The sequence below is a fragment of the Nostoc paludosum FACHB-159 genome (genome assembly GCF_014698835.1).
GTDB lineage: Bacteria > Cyanobacteriota > Cyanobacteriia > Cyanobacteriales > Nostocaceae > Nostoc > Nostoc paludosum.
Genome location: NZ_JACJTU010000052.1, coordinates 1 through 16,294, shown reverse-complemented (window position 1 = coordinate 16,294; position 16,294 = coordinate 1). Strand labels below are relative to the sequence as shown.

Here is a 16,294-nt window from a genome sequence, read left to right as displayed (position 1 = left end):
AACTGAATTATGAGTCAGCAGTCACCTGATAACTCAGATTCACAACAGCCTGATGCAAATTCAACGCAACAGGCTGATGGTTTCACACCTCAAAATGTAGTTCAGGGGAATCAAAACCGAGTAGTTCAAGGTGATAATAACAAATCTGTTTTCGGTGAGAGTAACACAGTAATTCAGGGTAATAACAACTTGATGCTAACCATCAAGGAGTTAATTCTTGGACAGCAGACAACACCAGTAGGCAACCCGGCTCGACCAAAGAATCAACGGATACTACTAGCCGCAGTTAAGGAAGAAGTAACAGCACGATTAAGGCAGTCTCTACACAATGCCGTGCTGATTAATTTGGGGAAGGAATCACAACCGCAACAGGTAAAACGCCCTTGGGATGCAGAGATAAAAATTGGCTTAAAGCCTGCTGAACCTCTCCCAGATACTACAACTACTTTAGAAGTTTTTGACTCGGAAGAAATTGCAGGTAAACTATTAATTTTAGGTGCGCCAGGGGCAGGAAAGACTACTACACAAATAGAATTGGCGCAAGCTTTAGTCAAACGTGCGGAAGAACACCCTGATTATCCCGTTCCAGTTTTATTTAACTTGTCCTCATGGAAAGATGACCGCCAACCTCTAACTGATTGGTTAGTTGCAGAACTTAAATCTAAGTATGGTGTTTCAATCAAACTTGGTAAAGAGTGGGTAAACAATCACCAATTACTACCATTGCTTGATGGTTTAGATGAACTTGAACCGCAGCGTCAAGAACCTTGTGTTAATGCAATTAATCAGTTTTTAGCAGGTGAAACTAGACCACTTTATCTAGTTGTTTGTAGTCGAATTGAAGAATATAGTAACTACACGACTCAATTACAACTCAACGGTGCTATCTACTTACAGCCTTTAACTAACAATCAAATTTGTGATTATTTAACAAGTATTAAATATATAGAACTGTGGTCAACCATCAATAACGACTTAGACTTGCTAGAGTTCGTTAAAACTCCTTTACTGCTCAGTATTACTGTTCTAGCATCTCAAGAAATATCTGTTGAAGAGTGGCAGCATTTGAATTCTACAGCAGACCGGATTCAGTATTTACTAGATGCCTATATAGGGCGTATGTTAACACGAGATATTAACAGTAGGGCATATTTGAAGAACAAAACTCCTAATGCTAGGAAAACGCGGATGTGGCTTGTTTGGTTAGCTCAACAAATGCAGCGAGAATCGAAAACGGAATTTTTGATTGAAGAAATGCAGCCTAGTCTGTTAACAACTAAAATACCCAAGCTTATTTATAATTTGATTGTCTGGGGAGTTATACAAATGTTGCTTGGTGGGCTGATTTATGGGCTGATTCATGGATTGTTTAATGGGCTGTTTAATGGGCTGATGGAAGGATTGTTTTATGGGCTGATTTATGGGCTGATTAATGGTTTATTTGGTGATGTAATAGAGTACAAGCTTGAAAAGATAGGTTTAATTAGGTCTAATAAAATTTTTAATAAAACTATCATAAAATGGCTACTTGGTGGGCTGGTTGGTGGGTTGATTTATGGGTTGATTTCTGGGTTGATTTCTGGGTTGCTTAGTGGGCTAATTTTTGAGTTGATTTCTGGGCTGCTTAGTGGGCTGATTTTGGGGCTGGTTTTTGGGCTGATTGGAGATAAAATTGAAGCAATTGAAACTTTAAAATTTTCTTATCATAATTTTTTAAATGGGCTGATTGTAGGGCTGATTGCAGGGCTGATTTTTGGGCTGATTATAGGGCTGATGCCTGATCTGATGTCTGAGCAGATTGGAGTACTAATTGTAGGGCTGATTGAAAGGCTGATTTATGGGCTGATTTATGGGCTGATTGTAGGGCTGATTGTAGGGCTGATTGCAGGGCTGATTTTTGGATTTCATGGGGTAGAGATAGAAAATAAAACTATTCCTAACCAAGGTATTTGGCAATCTGCTAAAAATACAGTCAAGTTATCATTCTTGTTTTTTTTACCTTCCACAATATTAATCTTTTTGATTCCACGAATTCTACAAAAGAATAGTTTAAATGAAGCTTTAATTTTTAGCTTGGTGTCTGGATTACTTTTGGGATTATTGGTGGCGATACCTAGAAGTGGAACACCCGTTATCAAACACTTCACCCTACGCCTGATTCTCTACCGCAACGGTTGCATCCCTTGGAACTACGCCCAATTCCTCGACTACTGCACCGAGCGATTATTCCTCCAGCGTGTTGGTGGCCGCTACCGCTTCATCCACAAACTGCTGCAAGACCACATCGCGCAAATGGAGTTCAAACGGAATTAGGAAGATACAATCACGCGCTTTTCAAGTCCATCAAACTGGTGTATGAAATAAAGGATATTTCCGAATGTAGCTTAGGTGTAGGTCAGCACAACTTTTGCACCAATATTATTTCAAATTACAGCAATGTTCTAACTACCTCAAACTCCAACAGAAAATTCCTCAGAATTACCGTAGTGATTAATAATACTAAATGTCATACTGGAGAAAGCGATTCTACTGCAAACCCTATGTCGATTCCACGATTTCTCACTGCGATTAATGGGATAGCCCAGTTATGGGCTGCTGACGGTCAATTCTTAGGGTTGCTATCGAGCGATCAATCTGACCCAAACTCAATCAGCAATTTTTATGGAAACTACGGCAGTTCTTGTGGAATCTACAGCATCCGTAACTCTGCTGGATTGTATGGTAGTGAATCCGGTATATACAGCCCTTACAATACTTGCTGCCTGAATCCTCCCATCACCTTTTACCAAGGTCAGCCAGTGCTAATGGTCACAAGGAATCCTTATGTTCAAACCAATGGTTTACCAGTTATTGACCCTGATTTTCTACTAGGTGTATACGCACAACTCAGCAACTCACCAAACCTTTTTTATTCTGACCCAATGGAGCAGTTGAATCAGGCTAGGCGAGATTATATGCAAGCTTTAAACACACAATCAGCCATGATTGCTTCCATGTTCCATTGATTCTATGGTGTTCATAGTTAAATGAAATACGCATTGGTTAATGGAATAAGGCAAGAAGCTACACCCAAAACAAAAGGCATTTGCATTTGTTGTGGTAGTCTAACTATTTCAAAATGCGGTAATCAAAAGGTTTGGCATTGGGCGCATGATTCTAAAAAGATATGTGATTCTTGGTGGGAGAATGAGACTGAGTGGCATAGGCTATGGAAAAGTTATTTTCCCGAAAATAATCAAGAAGTTATTCAAGTCGATGCTTTAACTGGAGAAAAGCATATAGCAGATGTAAAAACTGATAATGGAGTTGTTCTGGAATTTCAAAATTCACAAATAAGTGAACAAGAGCTTTCTTCAAGAGAAGATTTTTATAAGGAAATGATTTGGATAGTAAATGGGGAAAAATTTTTAAAGAACTTTACGATTTCATCCCGTGTTCCGAATCCATCGAGTGAATTGGTTCAAGATATTCTTATTTTACAAGCAAATAAAACTCACTATGCCCATAATGATATAGATGCCTTTTGGTTCTTAAAAAAATCTGAAAATCCTGATTATATTAATTATATTAAAACTGGAAAACCTTATTCCAAGATGGGAGAAATTTATTATTCCTTAGAAACAATTAATCAGGAAGTAAACGAAAATTACATCGGACATCATTTATTTCATTGGAAAAACCCAAGAACTATATGGTATCAGTCAAAGAAATCTGTCTTTATTGATTTTGGAGGAACTCTATTATGGTTGCTACAAAAATATGATGAAAGTGGTTTAATGTGTATAAAGAAAATTAATAAAGCAGATTTCATACGAGAAAATGGAGGAGTGTACACAAATATTAATGATTAATTATTAATTTTTATTCACTAGGAATCCTTCAACATACCGGTTAATAATTCCGACATTTCCCACAGGTCTTTATTCCGGTTATCGTCATAAATCATTAACGTTCGAGGGTCAGCATGACGGCTCAACTTCTGCACCTTTCTAATATTCCCATCAGTAGCATCAAGCCCCGTCGTAATCGCCTACAGTGTCTTTATATTTACTCTAATGGTATTTATCTTCTTCCTTCCCCAGAATTTCCCATAGTTCGAGTAGATTCAATACGCTTGAAAAATTTATGGGTTCTTGGATGATTTCGATGAGTGGATTAATAACATCTATCATATTTAACGCAATCTTATTCATAACCTTAGAGGAATTAAGCCCACCTCCTATTTTTTCGTAATCTGTCATCATACACTTTTTGATATTTGTCTTTTGCTGTTCAGTAAGAGCGTCTGCTGCCGATTTAATAGCTTGAATTAATGATGGGATACCCCACACTATGAACTCTAGTGTTTGCGTTTGTGTAGCTACTTCAATTTTCTTTATTAGTAATTGTGATGTGTCACGCACACTTTGTACTGTGGGAAGAAAAATACTGAACTTGCCCGTAACACGATTAAGCGTGTGAGATTTGAATAACAAGCGGTAGTTTGTCAAATATAACATCCCACCAATTGCTTCTTTGTTTTTGAAATCAGCAAGCGACATCAATTGATCGTATGGAAGACGCTTCAATTCATGAGTATTGATTTTAATGACGGCATTAGCAGCTTTGCTGAGAAGTAGTGTTTCATCATTGAGAAGATCCTGTTGGTCGATATTCATGGTCTGCTAATTGTAGAGAAATACTTTGTTAAGTTGATTAAAAATATGAACTAACAGTTCATCTCTTGCCTGTTGTACAAGGAGAGATTGCTTATCACTAATCAAAAACTCCAGAATCGTCCAAGCATAAGCCTAAAAGGTTAAGTGAAAAATATTCTGGCAACAATATCTTTCCCCTATTGCTGCTTGAACTAACTGAGGTATGCTTTCAAGGTTCTTTGACCAGAAACCAACTCAATTCACCTTCAGTTGCACTCCTTCCTGCCCTGTGCAGGTTAAGCAGGTGCGTCGGAAGCTGTAGCTAAAAGTTGATATCACGAACTTGATATCAACTATTTTCATTTCTACCTCTTTTCAAGACGCGCTCTTATACCCAAACCCCTATATACGGATGATGGTGTTCGTTACTGTCACCACCCTATTCTTTGACCGTCAGATCACGTACAGAGATCGTCAATCCTTACACTTTCATCGCAGAAAATTTCTCTTTATCGCCCTCCCTGACTGTCAATCATCTGACAATAACTGACCAAACCCCCCTGGCAGCTCCTTCCACAAATAGTGCGACAATATACCTTTTCACACCACTGAGAGTAATAAACACCGCCGAAACCATTAAGATGGGAAGCAGGGGGGCAGAGGAGCAGAGGGGCTCTTGAGATGGAAAGAGAAGCAATTAGGAATCACAAGGATTTAAGGGTTTATCAAACGGCTTTTGATGCGGCAATGAAAATATTTGAGGTGTCGAAAAAGTTTCCTGTTGAGGAACGCTATTCATTGACCAAACCTTGCAGGGGAGCAGAGGTGCAGAGGTGCAGGGGAGAAATGAGTACGCCAATCTCCCTTGCTCCCTTAAAGCTGGTAATCGGTTTCAAGCAAGACGAAACTTCAGTAGGGTTGCTCCCCTGCCCCCCTGCCCCTCTGCTCCCCTGCCTCTTCTGTGAAGCGGAAGCTGCTGAAACTCAGACATGGATAGAGTTTGCTGTTAAATGCAATTATTTAGAGGTTAGTACGGGTCGAGAACTTTATGGAATTTACAACCAAGTTCTAGGTAGTTTAGTCAACATGATTAACAACCCATCCCCCTGGCTGATGAAGAAAAATTAAACCTCTTCTCCCCCCTGCTCCTCTGCCCCTCTGCCCCTCTGCCCCCCTGCTTAAAACCATGAACCCGATCCACCCCGAAAATCTGAGTGTTTTAGAAAATTCCTTGGCGTTGGCGATCGGCGAGGACTTTTCTTTAGAGAATGACCCGGACGTTATTCAGCAGCTGATTGGTGATAAGCGATCTCTGAATACCAAGCGCGAATACCAGAAAGACTTGAAAGATTTTTTCTTATTCGTCGCCAAAAAAGAACCCAGCCGGGATTTAGTGTTAGAGTTCCTTCACCTGGAACAGCGTCACGCCGTTGCTGTGGTTCTCAAGTACAAAGCGCACCTCATCAAGAAAAAACTGGCTGAAGCTACGGTGAATCGTCGGCTCAGTGCTATCAAGTCGATGGTGGAAATGGGGCGACGGTTGGGGGTCTGCAATTTCTCTTTGGATGATGTCAAAGGTGAAAGGGTTGAAACCTACCGGGACACTACGGGGATTTCCGCTACTGATTATGCTAAGGTAATCGCCCTGGTTGACCAGAATACTTTGAAGGGCAAACGTGACTATGCCATTCTGCGGTTACTTTGGGATAATGGCTTGCGCCGCAATGAGATTGTCAATTTAAATGTGCATGACTTTAACCCGAAGGAGAAAACGCTCTCTATTCTAGGTAAAGGCAAGGGTAGCCAGAAGGATATTCTTGACCTATCGGATAAAACGGCAACGGCGATCGCCAGTTGGATAAAAGCTTCTAAGAAAAAACGTGGCGATGACCCGCTTTTTACGGTGCTGGCCTATCACAAAAATGGAGCGAGATTAACCGGGGAAGCAATCAGGCGATTGGTGGATGGTCTTTGTAAGCAAGCTGGAATCACTAAGAAGATGTCGCCGCATCGTGTTCGTCACAGTGCGATTACTACAGTATTGGATCTTAATAATGGCAACTACCGGGCAACTCAGCGATTCAGCAGACACGCCCAGGTGCAGACGGTGTTGAAATATGATGATAACCGCCAGCGTTTGCAAAAGCAGATGAGCGACTCGATATCGGAATTGATTTAGGAAATAAGGGTAAAGTTAGAATTTAAAGAATTATTAATAGTCGCCTGTGCAAGTTTAATTCCAGCACTCGAATAGCCATCGCTATTTTGCTTAAACTATTCACTTTTAAATGGTCTTTCTAATGCTAATAAAAAATCTTCTAAATCTACTCCTGTTTCTGGTTCCCAAAATTCTTCACTATAAATATCTTCGGGTGCAAATACATTAACAATAGGTACATCAAAAATTAGAGGTTCTTTTACAGTAATACCCCAAGCATTATAGCCTTCATAACCGCAGTCACTTTGATATTTAGCAAGGCTTTCTCCTAACAGATGCAAATCTTTATCGGCAGCGAAACTTTGTTCATCATATTTAAAAATTTTTTCAAAAATTACCCAACCTTGGATTGCATTTATAGGAAACGTTTCTTCATCTAATCCACAAGAAATTAGAAAATCCTTTTCGGATTCTGGATTATAGTAATCTAGTGTATGAACTAATAAAGTATTCCCTTCGTAGTTTAATACTTTGTTGCTTGGCTCAAATATTACTAATGTTGTACAAATTTGCCAAAGTAATAAAACTGCATCTTGAGGATGTAGGGAAATAGCTAAATGTTGTGCAAAACCTCGTTTATGATATGCAGAAAGTTCTTGAGGATTAATACGTGTAACTTCCGTATAGAAATTTTTTATATAGTGTGAAAAATTGAATTTTGTTTGAACTGGCTTATGTTTTTCTCCTATTTCTTTTAAGGTGTCTAAATATATTGAGCCTTCACCTGACTCTTTGATACGCATAAAACCAAAACCAAAGTTACCGCAATATTTTTTAAACTCATTAAACTCTTTTGAATTTAATAGTTGAGGGCTATCTAGTAAATGACCAGAACCAAAAGCACTATAAGACAAAAGATTTTCATTTTCTTGGATGTTGATTTCTTCACATATAAATTTAGACCACAGGTAGTATTGTTTTGGCTTTTCACCTATGCCTACTATTAAAAAAACAGTATCACCTACTGTGTTCAAAACTGAGCGTTTATTCGTTCCTATACCAGTCAAAGCTTCGTCATAGTCAATTTCTTCTACTAAATATTCATCAATTATATACTCAGCAGGTAAGTAACCCAGTGCATTGTAGTTATGATATTGAACCCAAAACTTTGGTTCAGAATCAATTTGTTTTTTCTTTCGAGCAGGTGTCCAAATATTGCAGTTATATTCTGGATCAATTTTATTTATCCAGAATCTTTCTCTTTCAAGCAGTTTATCTTCTGTGCATTCTTCAATAATTTTAAAATCAAATAACCCTGTTAACCCTGGTGTAGTCACTACCTGTTTTAGCTCATATTTTAAAAAGGCATATCTAAGGGGATAACTTCCTATTTCTAAAACATTCGGCTTATCTAAGCCTCTTGTGTGTTGCTTCCATCTCCTGTATATATTTCGAGATTGCCCAATGTAAGATTTGCCATTAACAGTATTTAAAATTTGATAAATGCCACAAACCATGTTTATTCTCTTTTCTCAGAAGTTGGAACAGTGATAGGAGTTACAGATAATCCCTATAGTTAAAATGCCCAATTAAACCAAGAAAATTAATCTACTCTTTAAGCCGAACCAGTACCAGAAAGCGCGATCGCCATCAAAGTTTTAAGTGTTGAACACGTATAAATGATTTCCTATTTCACACAGTCGGTTACTACGTTAATGTAAAATACAGTAACCGCCCGATAAGTTCTTCACTGTGACCGATTCCCTTTTTCCCGAACTGACCAACTATGACGCTTTTCTAAACATGCTTAAACAGCGCGTTCGCAGCGCGCAAATGCGGGCGGCACTTGCTGTTAACCAAGAGTTAGTGCTGCTTTATTGGCAAATCGGCAGGGAGATTTTACAACGCCAGCAGGATGAAGGGTGGGGCACTAAAGTAATTGAGCGCCTAGCCAAAGACTTGAAACGAGAGTTCCCGGACATAAAGGGGTTCTCCCGTACAAACCTGCTCTATATGCGGGCTTTTGCGTCAGCCTACCCGGAGGAGTCATTTGTCCACCAGCTTGGTGGACAAATTCCTTGGCGGCATAACTGTGTCTTGCTGGATCGCGTAAAAGTCCTAGAGCAGCGGGTTTGGTACATCCAGCAAACCATTGAAAACGGCTGGAGCCGCGCCATCCTGGAGATGCAGATTGAGAGCCGTCTTTATGAACGCCAGGGTCGTGCAGTCACCAACTTTAGCCAGACCTTGCCTAAACCCCAATCCGATTTGGCGCAGCAACTTATTAAAGACCCGTATAATTTTGATTTCCTGACGTTGGGCAAAGAAGCGCAGGAAAGGGATTTAGAGCGGGCGCTCGTAGATCGCATTCGTGACTTTCTCTTGGAGCTGGGAGCAGGTTTCTCATTTGTGGGAAGCCAGTATCCTATTGAGGTCAGCTCCCAGGAATACCGGCTTGACCTCCTGTTTTATCACCTCAAGCTGCGCTGCTTTGTCATCATCGACCTAAAAATGGTGGAATTTCAGCCGGAATTTTCTGGAAAAATGAATTTTTATGTGTCGGCAGTGAACGCTATTCTGCGCCATCCTGATGATCAGCCCACCATCGGCATCATCCTTTGCAAGTCTAAAAACAAGACTGTTGCCGAGCTTGCATTACAAGGGATGACACAACCTATCGGCGTTTCTACACACAAGATAGGAAAAGACGTTCCAGAACAGCTTAAAGGTATCCTGCCTACGGTTGAACAACTGGAGATGGAGCTAGATACGGCTGCTGCCGAACTTGAAAGCCAGAAGTATGGCTCCTTAAACACTTAAAGTTCAACTCATTGCCCGCCAAAACAATCTGCAATTAATTATCAATGTACCTTTACCGTTGGTTTGAGTTTTAGCTATTGGGTATAAGTTAGATTCCGTTGTCTTCTAAATATTTTTTGATGGCTGCTTCTAGGTCTTGGAATGCAGCTTCTAAACTTGAATAGTTGGGTTTTCCTTCGTAGACAGTACCACCTAAATCATAAGCTCTAGCAAAGGAATTAACATATTCGCTTTCCCCAATTTCTATCCAACCAATTTCATTAACAAAGCGGGTTAGATGAGGGTAATTTTCTGCAAATGTTTTGATTTTTGGCATCAGGTAGTTGAGTGTTTATTTAAACATAATAACTAAGAAATAGTCAGGACTTATGCTGTCAACCACAAAGGCGAAATCGAATTTCAGCTATCATTGCTCTCTTCAACTATTAAGGCTTCTAGTTCTGCCAGTAATTTTTGCAATCGCTTTTGCTTCTTGGGATTATCCCAAACCTTTGATTTTTTTACTTTAGTATAAGCTTCATCGATCTGCTTTTTTATGTCAGGAGATTTTTTCGCTAAAACTCCAGTTGTCTCTGCTTTAATTACAGCTAGACGTTCTTTGATTTGACTCAAGGATAAGTCGTTTTGGATGGCATCGTCTAGCAATGATGCACGTAAAGATTCATCCTTCACTCGCGCAATTACTTTTGCTTTAGTATACTCAATCATTCCTGACCGTAGTGCTTCCATAATATCTTGAGGAAGTTTCAGGAGTGGCAACCGATTGGTTCTAAAACTTTCAGGGGAGAATTTCCCGATTGAGTTAAATACCTCAAGCAGAGTCTGCCATTCTGGGCTGTGGATAACGTTATCCACAGCTTCTCGTTCTGGATGAGCAGCTGAAGCAAGTAAAGCAATCACTGACTCTGTGGTTTGATTGAGTTTTAATGCTACAAGTGCAACAATTCCCTCGGTTTCCTCAACAGGATTTAAATCTTCTCTTTGCAGATTCTCAGAAAGTGCGAGTTCAAATGCCTCAACATCAGTCATCTGCCGAATCACAGCCGGAACAGATTCTAGTTGAACAGTTTTAGCAGCTTGGAAACGTCGTTCCCCCGCAACTAATTCATACTTCCCATCCTTTTGTGGACGAACGAGAAGGGGTTGAAGAATTCCATGCTGTTTAATTGACTCTACTAAATCATGCATGGATTGAGGAGCAAAGTACCGACGAGGTTGCTGCTGTGGCAAAACAATTTGTTCAATTGAAATAAGTACAGCAGCGCTCTCGTTTCTTGGCTCGTCAGAACCAAATAGAGCATCAACTCCTTTGATTTGATAAGGCTGAGTAGTACGCTTTTTTGAATTCATGATAGCGCTGACAAACTTTGAGCAATCTGTTTGAGGATATTAACAGATGAATGCTTAAAGAGCATAGAGTGTCAATGGCAGATGCTCTTGGCTTGCATTAACACAAATTAAGTTAAAAACTTCTAGCAAAATCCGCTCTTCTTTTTTGTGGATAACGTTATCCACAGCTTCTCGTTCTCTTGGTGAGCAGACGTTAATTATGGTAATACTGACAAACTTTGAGCAATTTGTTTAAGGATACTAACAGATGGATGTTTAGAATTATAGAGTGCCAATGGCAGATGTTCTTGGGCTGCATCAGCAAATCCTACTGACCGAGGTATAGGTGGATAAATTGTACCAATCTTAGACAAAGAATTAGTAATTGACTGTAAGCTCTGAGATCCTTGTCCAGTTCGATTATCATACATCGTTGGAACCACTCCCGCAATTTGTAATTTTCGATTAGCACGAGAACGGACACGAGCAATCGTTGTTAACAATAGTTCTGTTCCTTTCAAAGCTTTGTACTCGGTCTGAATAGGGATAAGTACGTGTGTAGCGGCAACCAAGCTGATATAGCTAAGAATACCAAGGCTTGGTGGACAATCAATGAAAATGAAACCGTATTGTGTGAGAACTGGTTCAAGTGCCTCTTTCAAGCGCATATCTCGCATATCTGCTACGACAAGTTCCAATTCTGCACCACTTAAGTTGATATTGGCAGGTGCCAAATCCATACTATGAATATTCTGATGAATTGGTAATGGTTCGTCTCCAAGGAGAGCTTCATAAACTGTCTTATCTAATTCAGATGGCTCTAATCCCATAAAAGCAGTCAGCGAAGCTTGGGGGTCCATGTCCACTAACAAAACTTTTTGCTTCTTTTGAGCTAAGTGGTAGCCTAAATTCATCGTCAAAGTGGATTTACTAACACCACCCGACTGATTGAAAACCGCAATAACCTTGGTCATTGACTGAACAATAACAATAAAGACCTCAACTTAAGAATATCGGTATCAGCGCTTTATTTGCACTTTATGGCGGTAGTTTATGAGAGAAGCCAAAATAATACATAGATTCTATTCTAGGTAGAATCATGATTATGAGTAATTTCTTTATGGAATTTAGTAGCAGTAAGAAAAAATTAAGCAAGGATAATTATTACTTGCTTCAAAGCTATAGATATCAACAATTATAGGAGCCAATGTCTCGCACCTTTCTTGCGAAGTCGAAGGGGAGCAAGCTCTTGGATCTGGGTAGGTTGGGGTAGTTCTTGGAGATAAAAAGCAATAGGAAGCTTCCTGTAACTAATGGAGATACACAAAGGGATGGCGTTTTACGCACGCTCAATAAAAAATTCCCACCAGGCTTTCTGGAGGGGAAGGCATGTATCTTATTGGCATGGAGCCGAGATCCCTGCAAATTCGGAAATAGAGGCTGAAAACCCTTGCTAATTCTAGGTTTCAAAGATTTCGGTAGTTAAAGAAATTGCAGCTTCAAATGGTCGCCTAATATGTGGCATCAAGACTACATAATTGCTGTAATCCTTGGTATATCTGGTATTTAGCGACTGTTAGTTCAAGCGCGATCGCAGATGTTTTCGCGGAATTTATGCTATTGATTTTAACTTTTACCAACTTTCGATGATTGAATAGTTTCTTTCTTCATACCTAGAACCACTAAAAAATCAATGTTACTTTGCTGTCAAATACCAACTTTCACCCAAATGTTGGTATTTGAGAACCTAAAAACAATATTTATTAGTAACTGTGTACTAAATTTAGCTTGACTGTATTTGGGTGAAACTGGAGGTGGACAAGAAGCTGAAAGCTATATATAACAGGACTTTTCAGCCTCTATTTCCGAATTTGCAGACATCTCGGCTCAATGCCTTATTGGACTATTGGTTCAATACTAATACTCAAGCCCTGTTAATTGCATCAACCATTTTCTTACCTAGAGATAGACCCAAATAGCTAGCTGCGCCGAGAGCTACAACCGCAGGTAATGAGACAGTTACAGCACTTGCACCAACAGTCATTATAGCTACTTGACCAATACCCATAGCACTAGCCTGTGTGGCTAGTGTTGTAAGAGTCCCCGCAGCGCCCAATTCTGTAATTACTTTACTAAGATTGGAATCAGAATTGGATGGATTACTGGATGGATTAGCAGAAGTACTACTCAAGGTTATTCCCCTTTTGATCAGTATGCTAACAATATAATTCTTAACAAAATAACCGTCAAGACAGCAAAACTCTTTAACGTCTGTTTTGTTACTTTTCGTTATATTTTTCTTGCTTAAGTTGGCGTATGGGGTATTGCAACGATTCCTGAAAAGGGTAGCCACCGAGATACCGATACTGTTGGCGAAAGTGTTACAAACTCATAAACAAAGGTGTTACAAATAAAAGCTGCAACGGCAAATTGAAGGTTTTAGCTTACGTAATACTTGAAAATACAAATATGTATTACATTCGCCAACAGTATCCTCGCTACTTTTACCCCCTGTAGCAGTCAAAGGAACAGCACCAACGCTCAAGCCAGTACCTTTTGCAAGTATCCCTATTTTGCCAAGGGATGCACCTGCTACGCCTCCTAGTACCGCTAATGCTACAGCGTCTTCATAGTTATCTGTGCTGATTTCGCTCTTAGAATAGTTAAGTTCTGCCTTGACGAGTCGCTTAATTCGACCAAACAGTTGTCCCATAGCACTGTATTTCCTTCCACTGGTTGTGCATTTGGAAAGTAGTCTGCACCGTCTCAGCTTAAACTAAGTAAATTTTTTCTACTTCGTAAGAATCAATGAAAACTTCCTGACTCTTCTTAAAGAGTGTATAAAGTAAAACTTTTGTTCTCTTATACGAAGTTTGGACGCTTTTAATTTTGGAGTTGAGTTAGATTCCAAGTCAGGATAAAACGCGCCTATCGCTACCACAAAAAAATCACCCCAACTAGTGCATCTAGTTGGGGTAAATGATGTCCTTCATGTTTCCAAAGGACACAAGAGATTAGTTGTGCTTCAGTATAAGGCTTTCTGTATATACGCCCATATTACAATGAGCATATCTCGATGTCTTGAGTAATTACCGACTTTTCAAAATAGCTTCATAACAACTTATCAATCAGTTCCCTATTTACCCCGTTAGCTAGTACTTACTCCCGTTGAAAGCTTTTTCAAATCCTCAATCCGACAGCACCCCCGCTTCCATAGCTGCCTTTGGGTTTTATCGTCAGGATGATAATAAGCCCAAATACTTCCATCTGGGGCTTGATACAATGATATAATCAAAACCTTTTGTATACCAAAGTTACCCGTACTTACCTCAATTTTTTCTTTGACAGTAAAAGTCTGTCCATCCCTATTAGTTGCTGTCTCTAATTTTTTATAAGCTGCTTTTTTCTCTAATTGCGGTTGCTCTAAATCTAATTCCGATTGCTCATCTTCAGAGGATATACTTTCAATACTTGCAGTTGATTCTGATAAATTAACTGCTGCTGTCTGTTGAGTTTGAGGTAAATCCAACTGTTCATTCTCTACTTTTATTGTTTGAGGCACAGCTTCAGAAGTTAAGACAGGGTTGCTACTGTTCGGTTCTGAAACTTCAATGCTTTGACTGTGGTTATTATTTACTTCTAATTCCGCCTCAACTGGCTGATTTTCCGTTGGTAATGCAGTTGATTCTGAGCCAGATTGTGCAGAGTTATTATCGTCAGTGGCAGTATTATTCTGTTTAACGACACGTAAAATAGCAGGTTGATTTGGCGTGGCTTCTTCTTTTGATGCTGAACTATTCGTTTTAGGGGATTTACGTTTAGGCATAATAAATTCTTGGCAGCAATGCACTAAAAAATGTTGATGAAATCAGCAATTAACAAAGAATAACTACACTTTTTCTGTCGGTTTAGCTCTCAGTTAGCTCAGTAGCATCAACTAGTGTATTGGTTGAGATATCTTCAGTTAATAATTGCTCACGAAGAGGAGATTTAATACACTCCCCTGATTGAATTACTAAGCTAGTCCCCACTCGCCGCACGTAAAAATTCCAGAATTTCTTCATCGAATTTGGTGGTAAAAATCCTCGGAGCTTCAGTTGAAAATCTTTAGGTGGCTCAAAATTACTCCGAGGTTTTCTGTGAATTTTGACTTCGACTATCCCTTGTTCCAAGTCTTGATGTACAACTACTCCTTGTACAGAAAAGTTATCAGCTAGTAATTGCAATTCGGCTTTTACTGAGTCGGTATATTCTTTAGGTGTGCGAACATTTATTAAACTTACCCTTAGTTTGGTCAGAGAATCTTCTAATAATGTTCTTGGGTAAGCAGTCCACAGATATTCTTGTGACAAATCAATCCGAGCGTTTTGAACTAGTATTGATGCTCTCTTAGCAAGGTTTGTCTCAAGCATTGCACCGTCAGCAGTTATTAGTTGCCCAATATAAATAAGATCCTCACTTGGAATATACCTCCCCCAGAGCCGACCAATTGCACGATATTCTAATGGCTCTGTCGGTCTTATAGGTTGATTATTGACTAATAACTGCTGTGTATCGGTATTAATGCTCATGCAGACAATGTGAGAATGTGTAATTTTTTGAACGCTATGAATGATTGTAAACTGCGGCTAGAGCTAAATATTCTTCGCTCAATCTCCTCCAAAAATTGCATCCAATTCTTGCGATGAAGCCTGACCCGGAACTAGAGTTGCTGGTCTGATTGAATCAGCCGCTTCCCCCTCAAGCTCAGGCGACTCTAAAGCATTACTCATGTAAGAAGGGGCATTGACCGCTACAACTGGTGCAGGCAACGCAGGCTGTGACAGCACAAACTGCGGTTGTTCCACCGACAGTGCCAAACGCATATAACTACCGTGTTTATTCAATGAATCCTGCGCTTCCCAACAAGCAAAACGGATCTGCTCTGGCGTAAAATTACTGCTCTGAAATCGCGCCACTGGCAAGAAAGCAGCCACCAAGATATCAGCCACCTTGCGCTGTGCCTCATCCTTGGGCAACGAGTTCAAGTAATCAACCACCTCCGCTAAAACATCACCCTCATAAGGTTGAAGCCGCAAACTCAGAGACTTGCGTTTCTTTTTGCTTTGGTTCATTGACTTGTCTCCATCCCCAACAAATAATCAAACATCCCAAAGCAGTCCACCAAACGCGCTGATGTACTATACCTATATGTTTGCTCTTCATTTAAATTAAAAGTTTCTTGCACCTGAGTTATAAAACCGCTACCCCAAACCATCGGTATCATTGGCAATTTGTCGTCTTTGGGGATGTATTCACCAGTTCTTTCGTAAACACTGCTATACTTATCTATTTTCTGGAGTTCCCATGC

16 protein-coding genes and 1 pseudogene are annotated in these 16,294 nt (G+C 39.8%); 6 read left to right on the top strand and 11 right to left on the bottom strand.

What is annotated here, in order from left to right; translation table 11 throughout:
* Nucleotides 1–9: 9 nt before the first annotated feature.
* From H6H03_RS42260 to H6H03_RS31930, 3 genes are all read left to right on the top strand, one after another.
* The gene (locus H6H03_RS42260) at nt 10–2,313 is read left to right on the top strand and encodes an NACHT domain-containing protein (protein ID WP_277926212.1); all 2,304 of its coding nucleotides are present in this window, start codon (nt 10–12) and stop codon (nt 2,311–2,313) included.
* A gap of 227 nt (nt 2,314–2,540) precedes the next feature.
* Nucleotides 2,541–3,005, top strand: coding sequence for a hypothetical protein (locus H6H03_RS31935; RefSeq protein ID WP_190959055.1), 465 nt, complete (start codon nt 2,541–2,543; stop codon nt 3,003–3,005).
* Between the two features lie 21 nt (nt 3,006–3,026).
* Complete coding sequence (locus tag H6H03_RS31930; RefSeq protein ID WP_190959054.1) at nt 3,027–3,851, top strand: competence protein CoiA; 825 nt, start codon at nt 3,027–3,029, stop codon at nt 3,849–3,851.
* 201 nt (nt 3,852–4,052) lie between these two features.
* Here H6H03_RS31930 and H6H03_RS31925 read toward each other — a convergent pair whose 3' ends face one another.
* On the bottom strand, nt 4,053–4,658 hold the full coding sequence (locus H6H03_RS31925; protein ID WP_190959053.1) for a hypothetical protein: 606 nt from the start codon (nt 4,656–4,658) through the stop codon (nt 4,053–4,055).
* Nucleotides 4,659–5,318: 660 nt separating this feature from the next.
* Between H6H03_RS31925 and H6H03_RS31920 the strand changes: the two genes are divergently transcribed.
* Both H6H03_RS31920 and H6H03_RS31915 read left to right on the top strand, forming a co-directional pair.
* On the top strand, nt 5,319–5,765 hold the full coding sequence (locus H6H03_RS31920) for a four helix bundle protein (RefSeq protein WP_190959052.1): 447 nt from the start codon (nt 5,319–5,321) through the stop codon (nt 5,763–5,765).
* Between the two features lie 58 nt (nt 5,766–5,823).
* Entirely contained in the window at nt 5,824–6,816 is a 993-nt protein-coding gene (locus H6H03_RS31915; RefSeq protein ID WP_190959051.1) for a tyrosine-type recombinase/integrase, read from the top strand.
* A gap of 95 nt (nt 6,817–6,911) precedes the next feature.
* Here H6H03_RS31915 and H6H03_RS31910 read toward each other — a convergent pair whose 3' ends face one another.
* Nucleotides 6,912–8,312 carry a GIY-YIG nuclease family protein gene (locus tag H6H03_RS31910; RefSeq protein ID WP_190959050.1) on the bottom strand — a complete coding sequence of 467 codons (1,401 nt, stop codon included), beginning with the start codon at nt 8,310–8,312 and terminating at the stop codon, nt 6,912–6,914.
* A gap of 235 nt (nt 8,313–8,547) precedes the next feature.
* Between H6H03_RS31910 and H6H03_RS31905 the strand changes: the two genes are divergently transcribed.
* Complete coding sequence (locus H6H03_RS31905) at nt 8,548–9,615, top strand: PDDEXK nuclease domain-containing protein (protein WP_313931975.1); 1,068 nt, start codon at nt 8,548–8,550, stop codon at nt 9,613–9,615.
* A gap of 88 nt (nt 9,616–9,703) precedes the next feature.
* Here H6H03_RS31905 and H6H03_RS31900 read toward each other — a convergent pair whose 3' ends face one another.
* From H6H03_RS31900 to H6H03_RS31860, 9 genes and pseudogenes are all read right to left on the bottom strand, one after another.
* Nucleotides 9,704–9,931 (bottom strand): hypothetical protein, encoded by a 228-nt coding sequence (locus H6H03_RS31900; protein WP_096649161.1) that lies wholly within the window; start codon nt 9,929–9,931, stop codon nt 9,704–9,706.
* Between the two features lie 83 nt (nt 9,932–10,014).
* Nucleotides 10,015–10,965, bottom strand: a complete 951-nt coding sequence (locus tag H6H03_RS31895) for a ParB/RepB/Spo0J family partition protein (protein WP_190959049.1) — start codon at nt 10,963–10,965, stop codon at nt 10,015–10,017.
* 197 nt (nt 10,966–11,162) lie between these two features.
* Nucleotides 11,163–11,918 carry a ParA family protein gene (locus tag H6H03_RS31890; protein ID WP_096649218.1) on the bottom strand — a complete coding sequence of 252 codons (756 nt, stop codon included), beginning with the start codon at nt 11,916–11,918 and terminating at the stop codon, nt 11,163–11,165.
* Between the two features lie 950 nt (nt 11,919–12,868).
* Nucleotides 12,869–13,135, bottom strand: a complete 267-nt coding sequence (locus tag H6H03_RS31885; protein WP_190959048.1) for a hypothetical protein — start codon at nt 13,133–13,135, stop codon at nt 12,869–12,871.
* A gap of 213 nt (nt 13,136–13,348) precedes the next feature.
* Nucleotides 13,349–13,657 (bottom strand): hypothetical protein, encoded by a 309-nt coding sequence (locus H6H03_RS31880; protein ID WP_190959047.1) that lies wholly within the window; start codon nt 13,655–13,657, stop codon nt 13,349–13,351.
* Nucleotides 13,658–14,092: 435 nt separating this feature from the next.
* The gene (locus tag H6H03_RS31875) at nt 14,093–14,770 is read right to left on the bottom strand and encodes a hypothetical protein (RefSeq protein ID WP_190959046.1); all 678 of its coding nucleotides are present in this window, start codon (nt 14,768–14,770) and stop codon (nt 14,093–14,095) included.
* 82 nt (nt 14,771–14,852) lie between these two features.
* A complete protein-coding gene (locus H6H03_RS31870) occupies nt 14,853–15,515 on the bottom strand; it encodes a hypothetical protein (protein WP_190959045.1) in 663 nt (220 codons plus the stop codon).
* A gap of 78 nt (nt 15,516–15,593) precedes the next feature.
* Nucleotides 15,594–16,058 carry a hypothetical protein gene (locus tag H6H03_RS31865; protein ID WP_190959044.1) on the bottom strand — a complete coding sequence of 155 codons (465 nt, stop codon included), beginning with the start codon at nt 16,056–16,058 and terminating at the stop codon, nt 15,594–15,596.
* Nucleotides 16,055–16,294, bottom strand: a pseudogene (locus H6H03_RS31860) (ParM/StbA family protein); the annotation flags it as partial. The gene H6H03_RS31865 and the pseudogene H6H03_RS31860, both read right to left, overlap by 4 nt.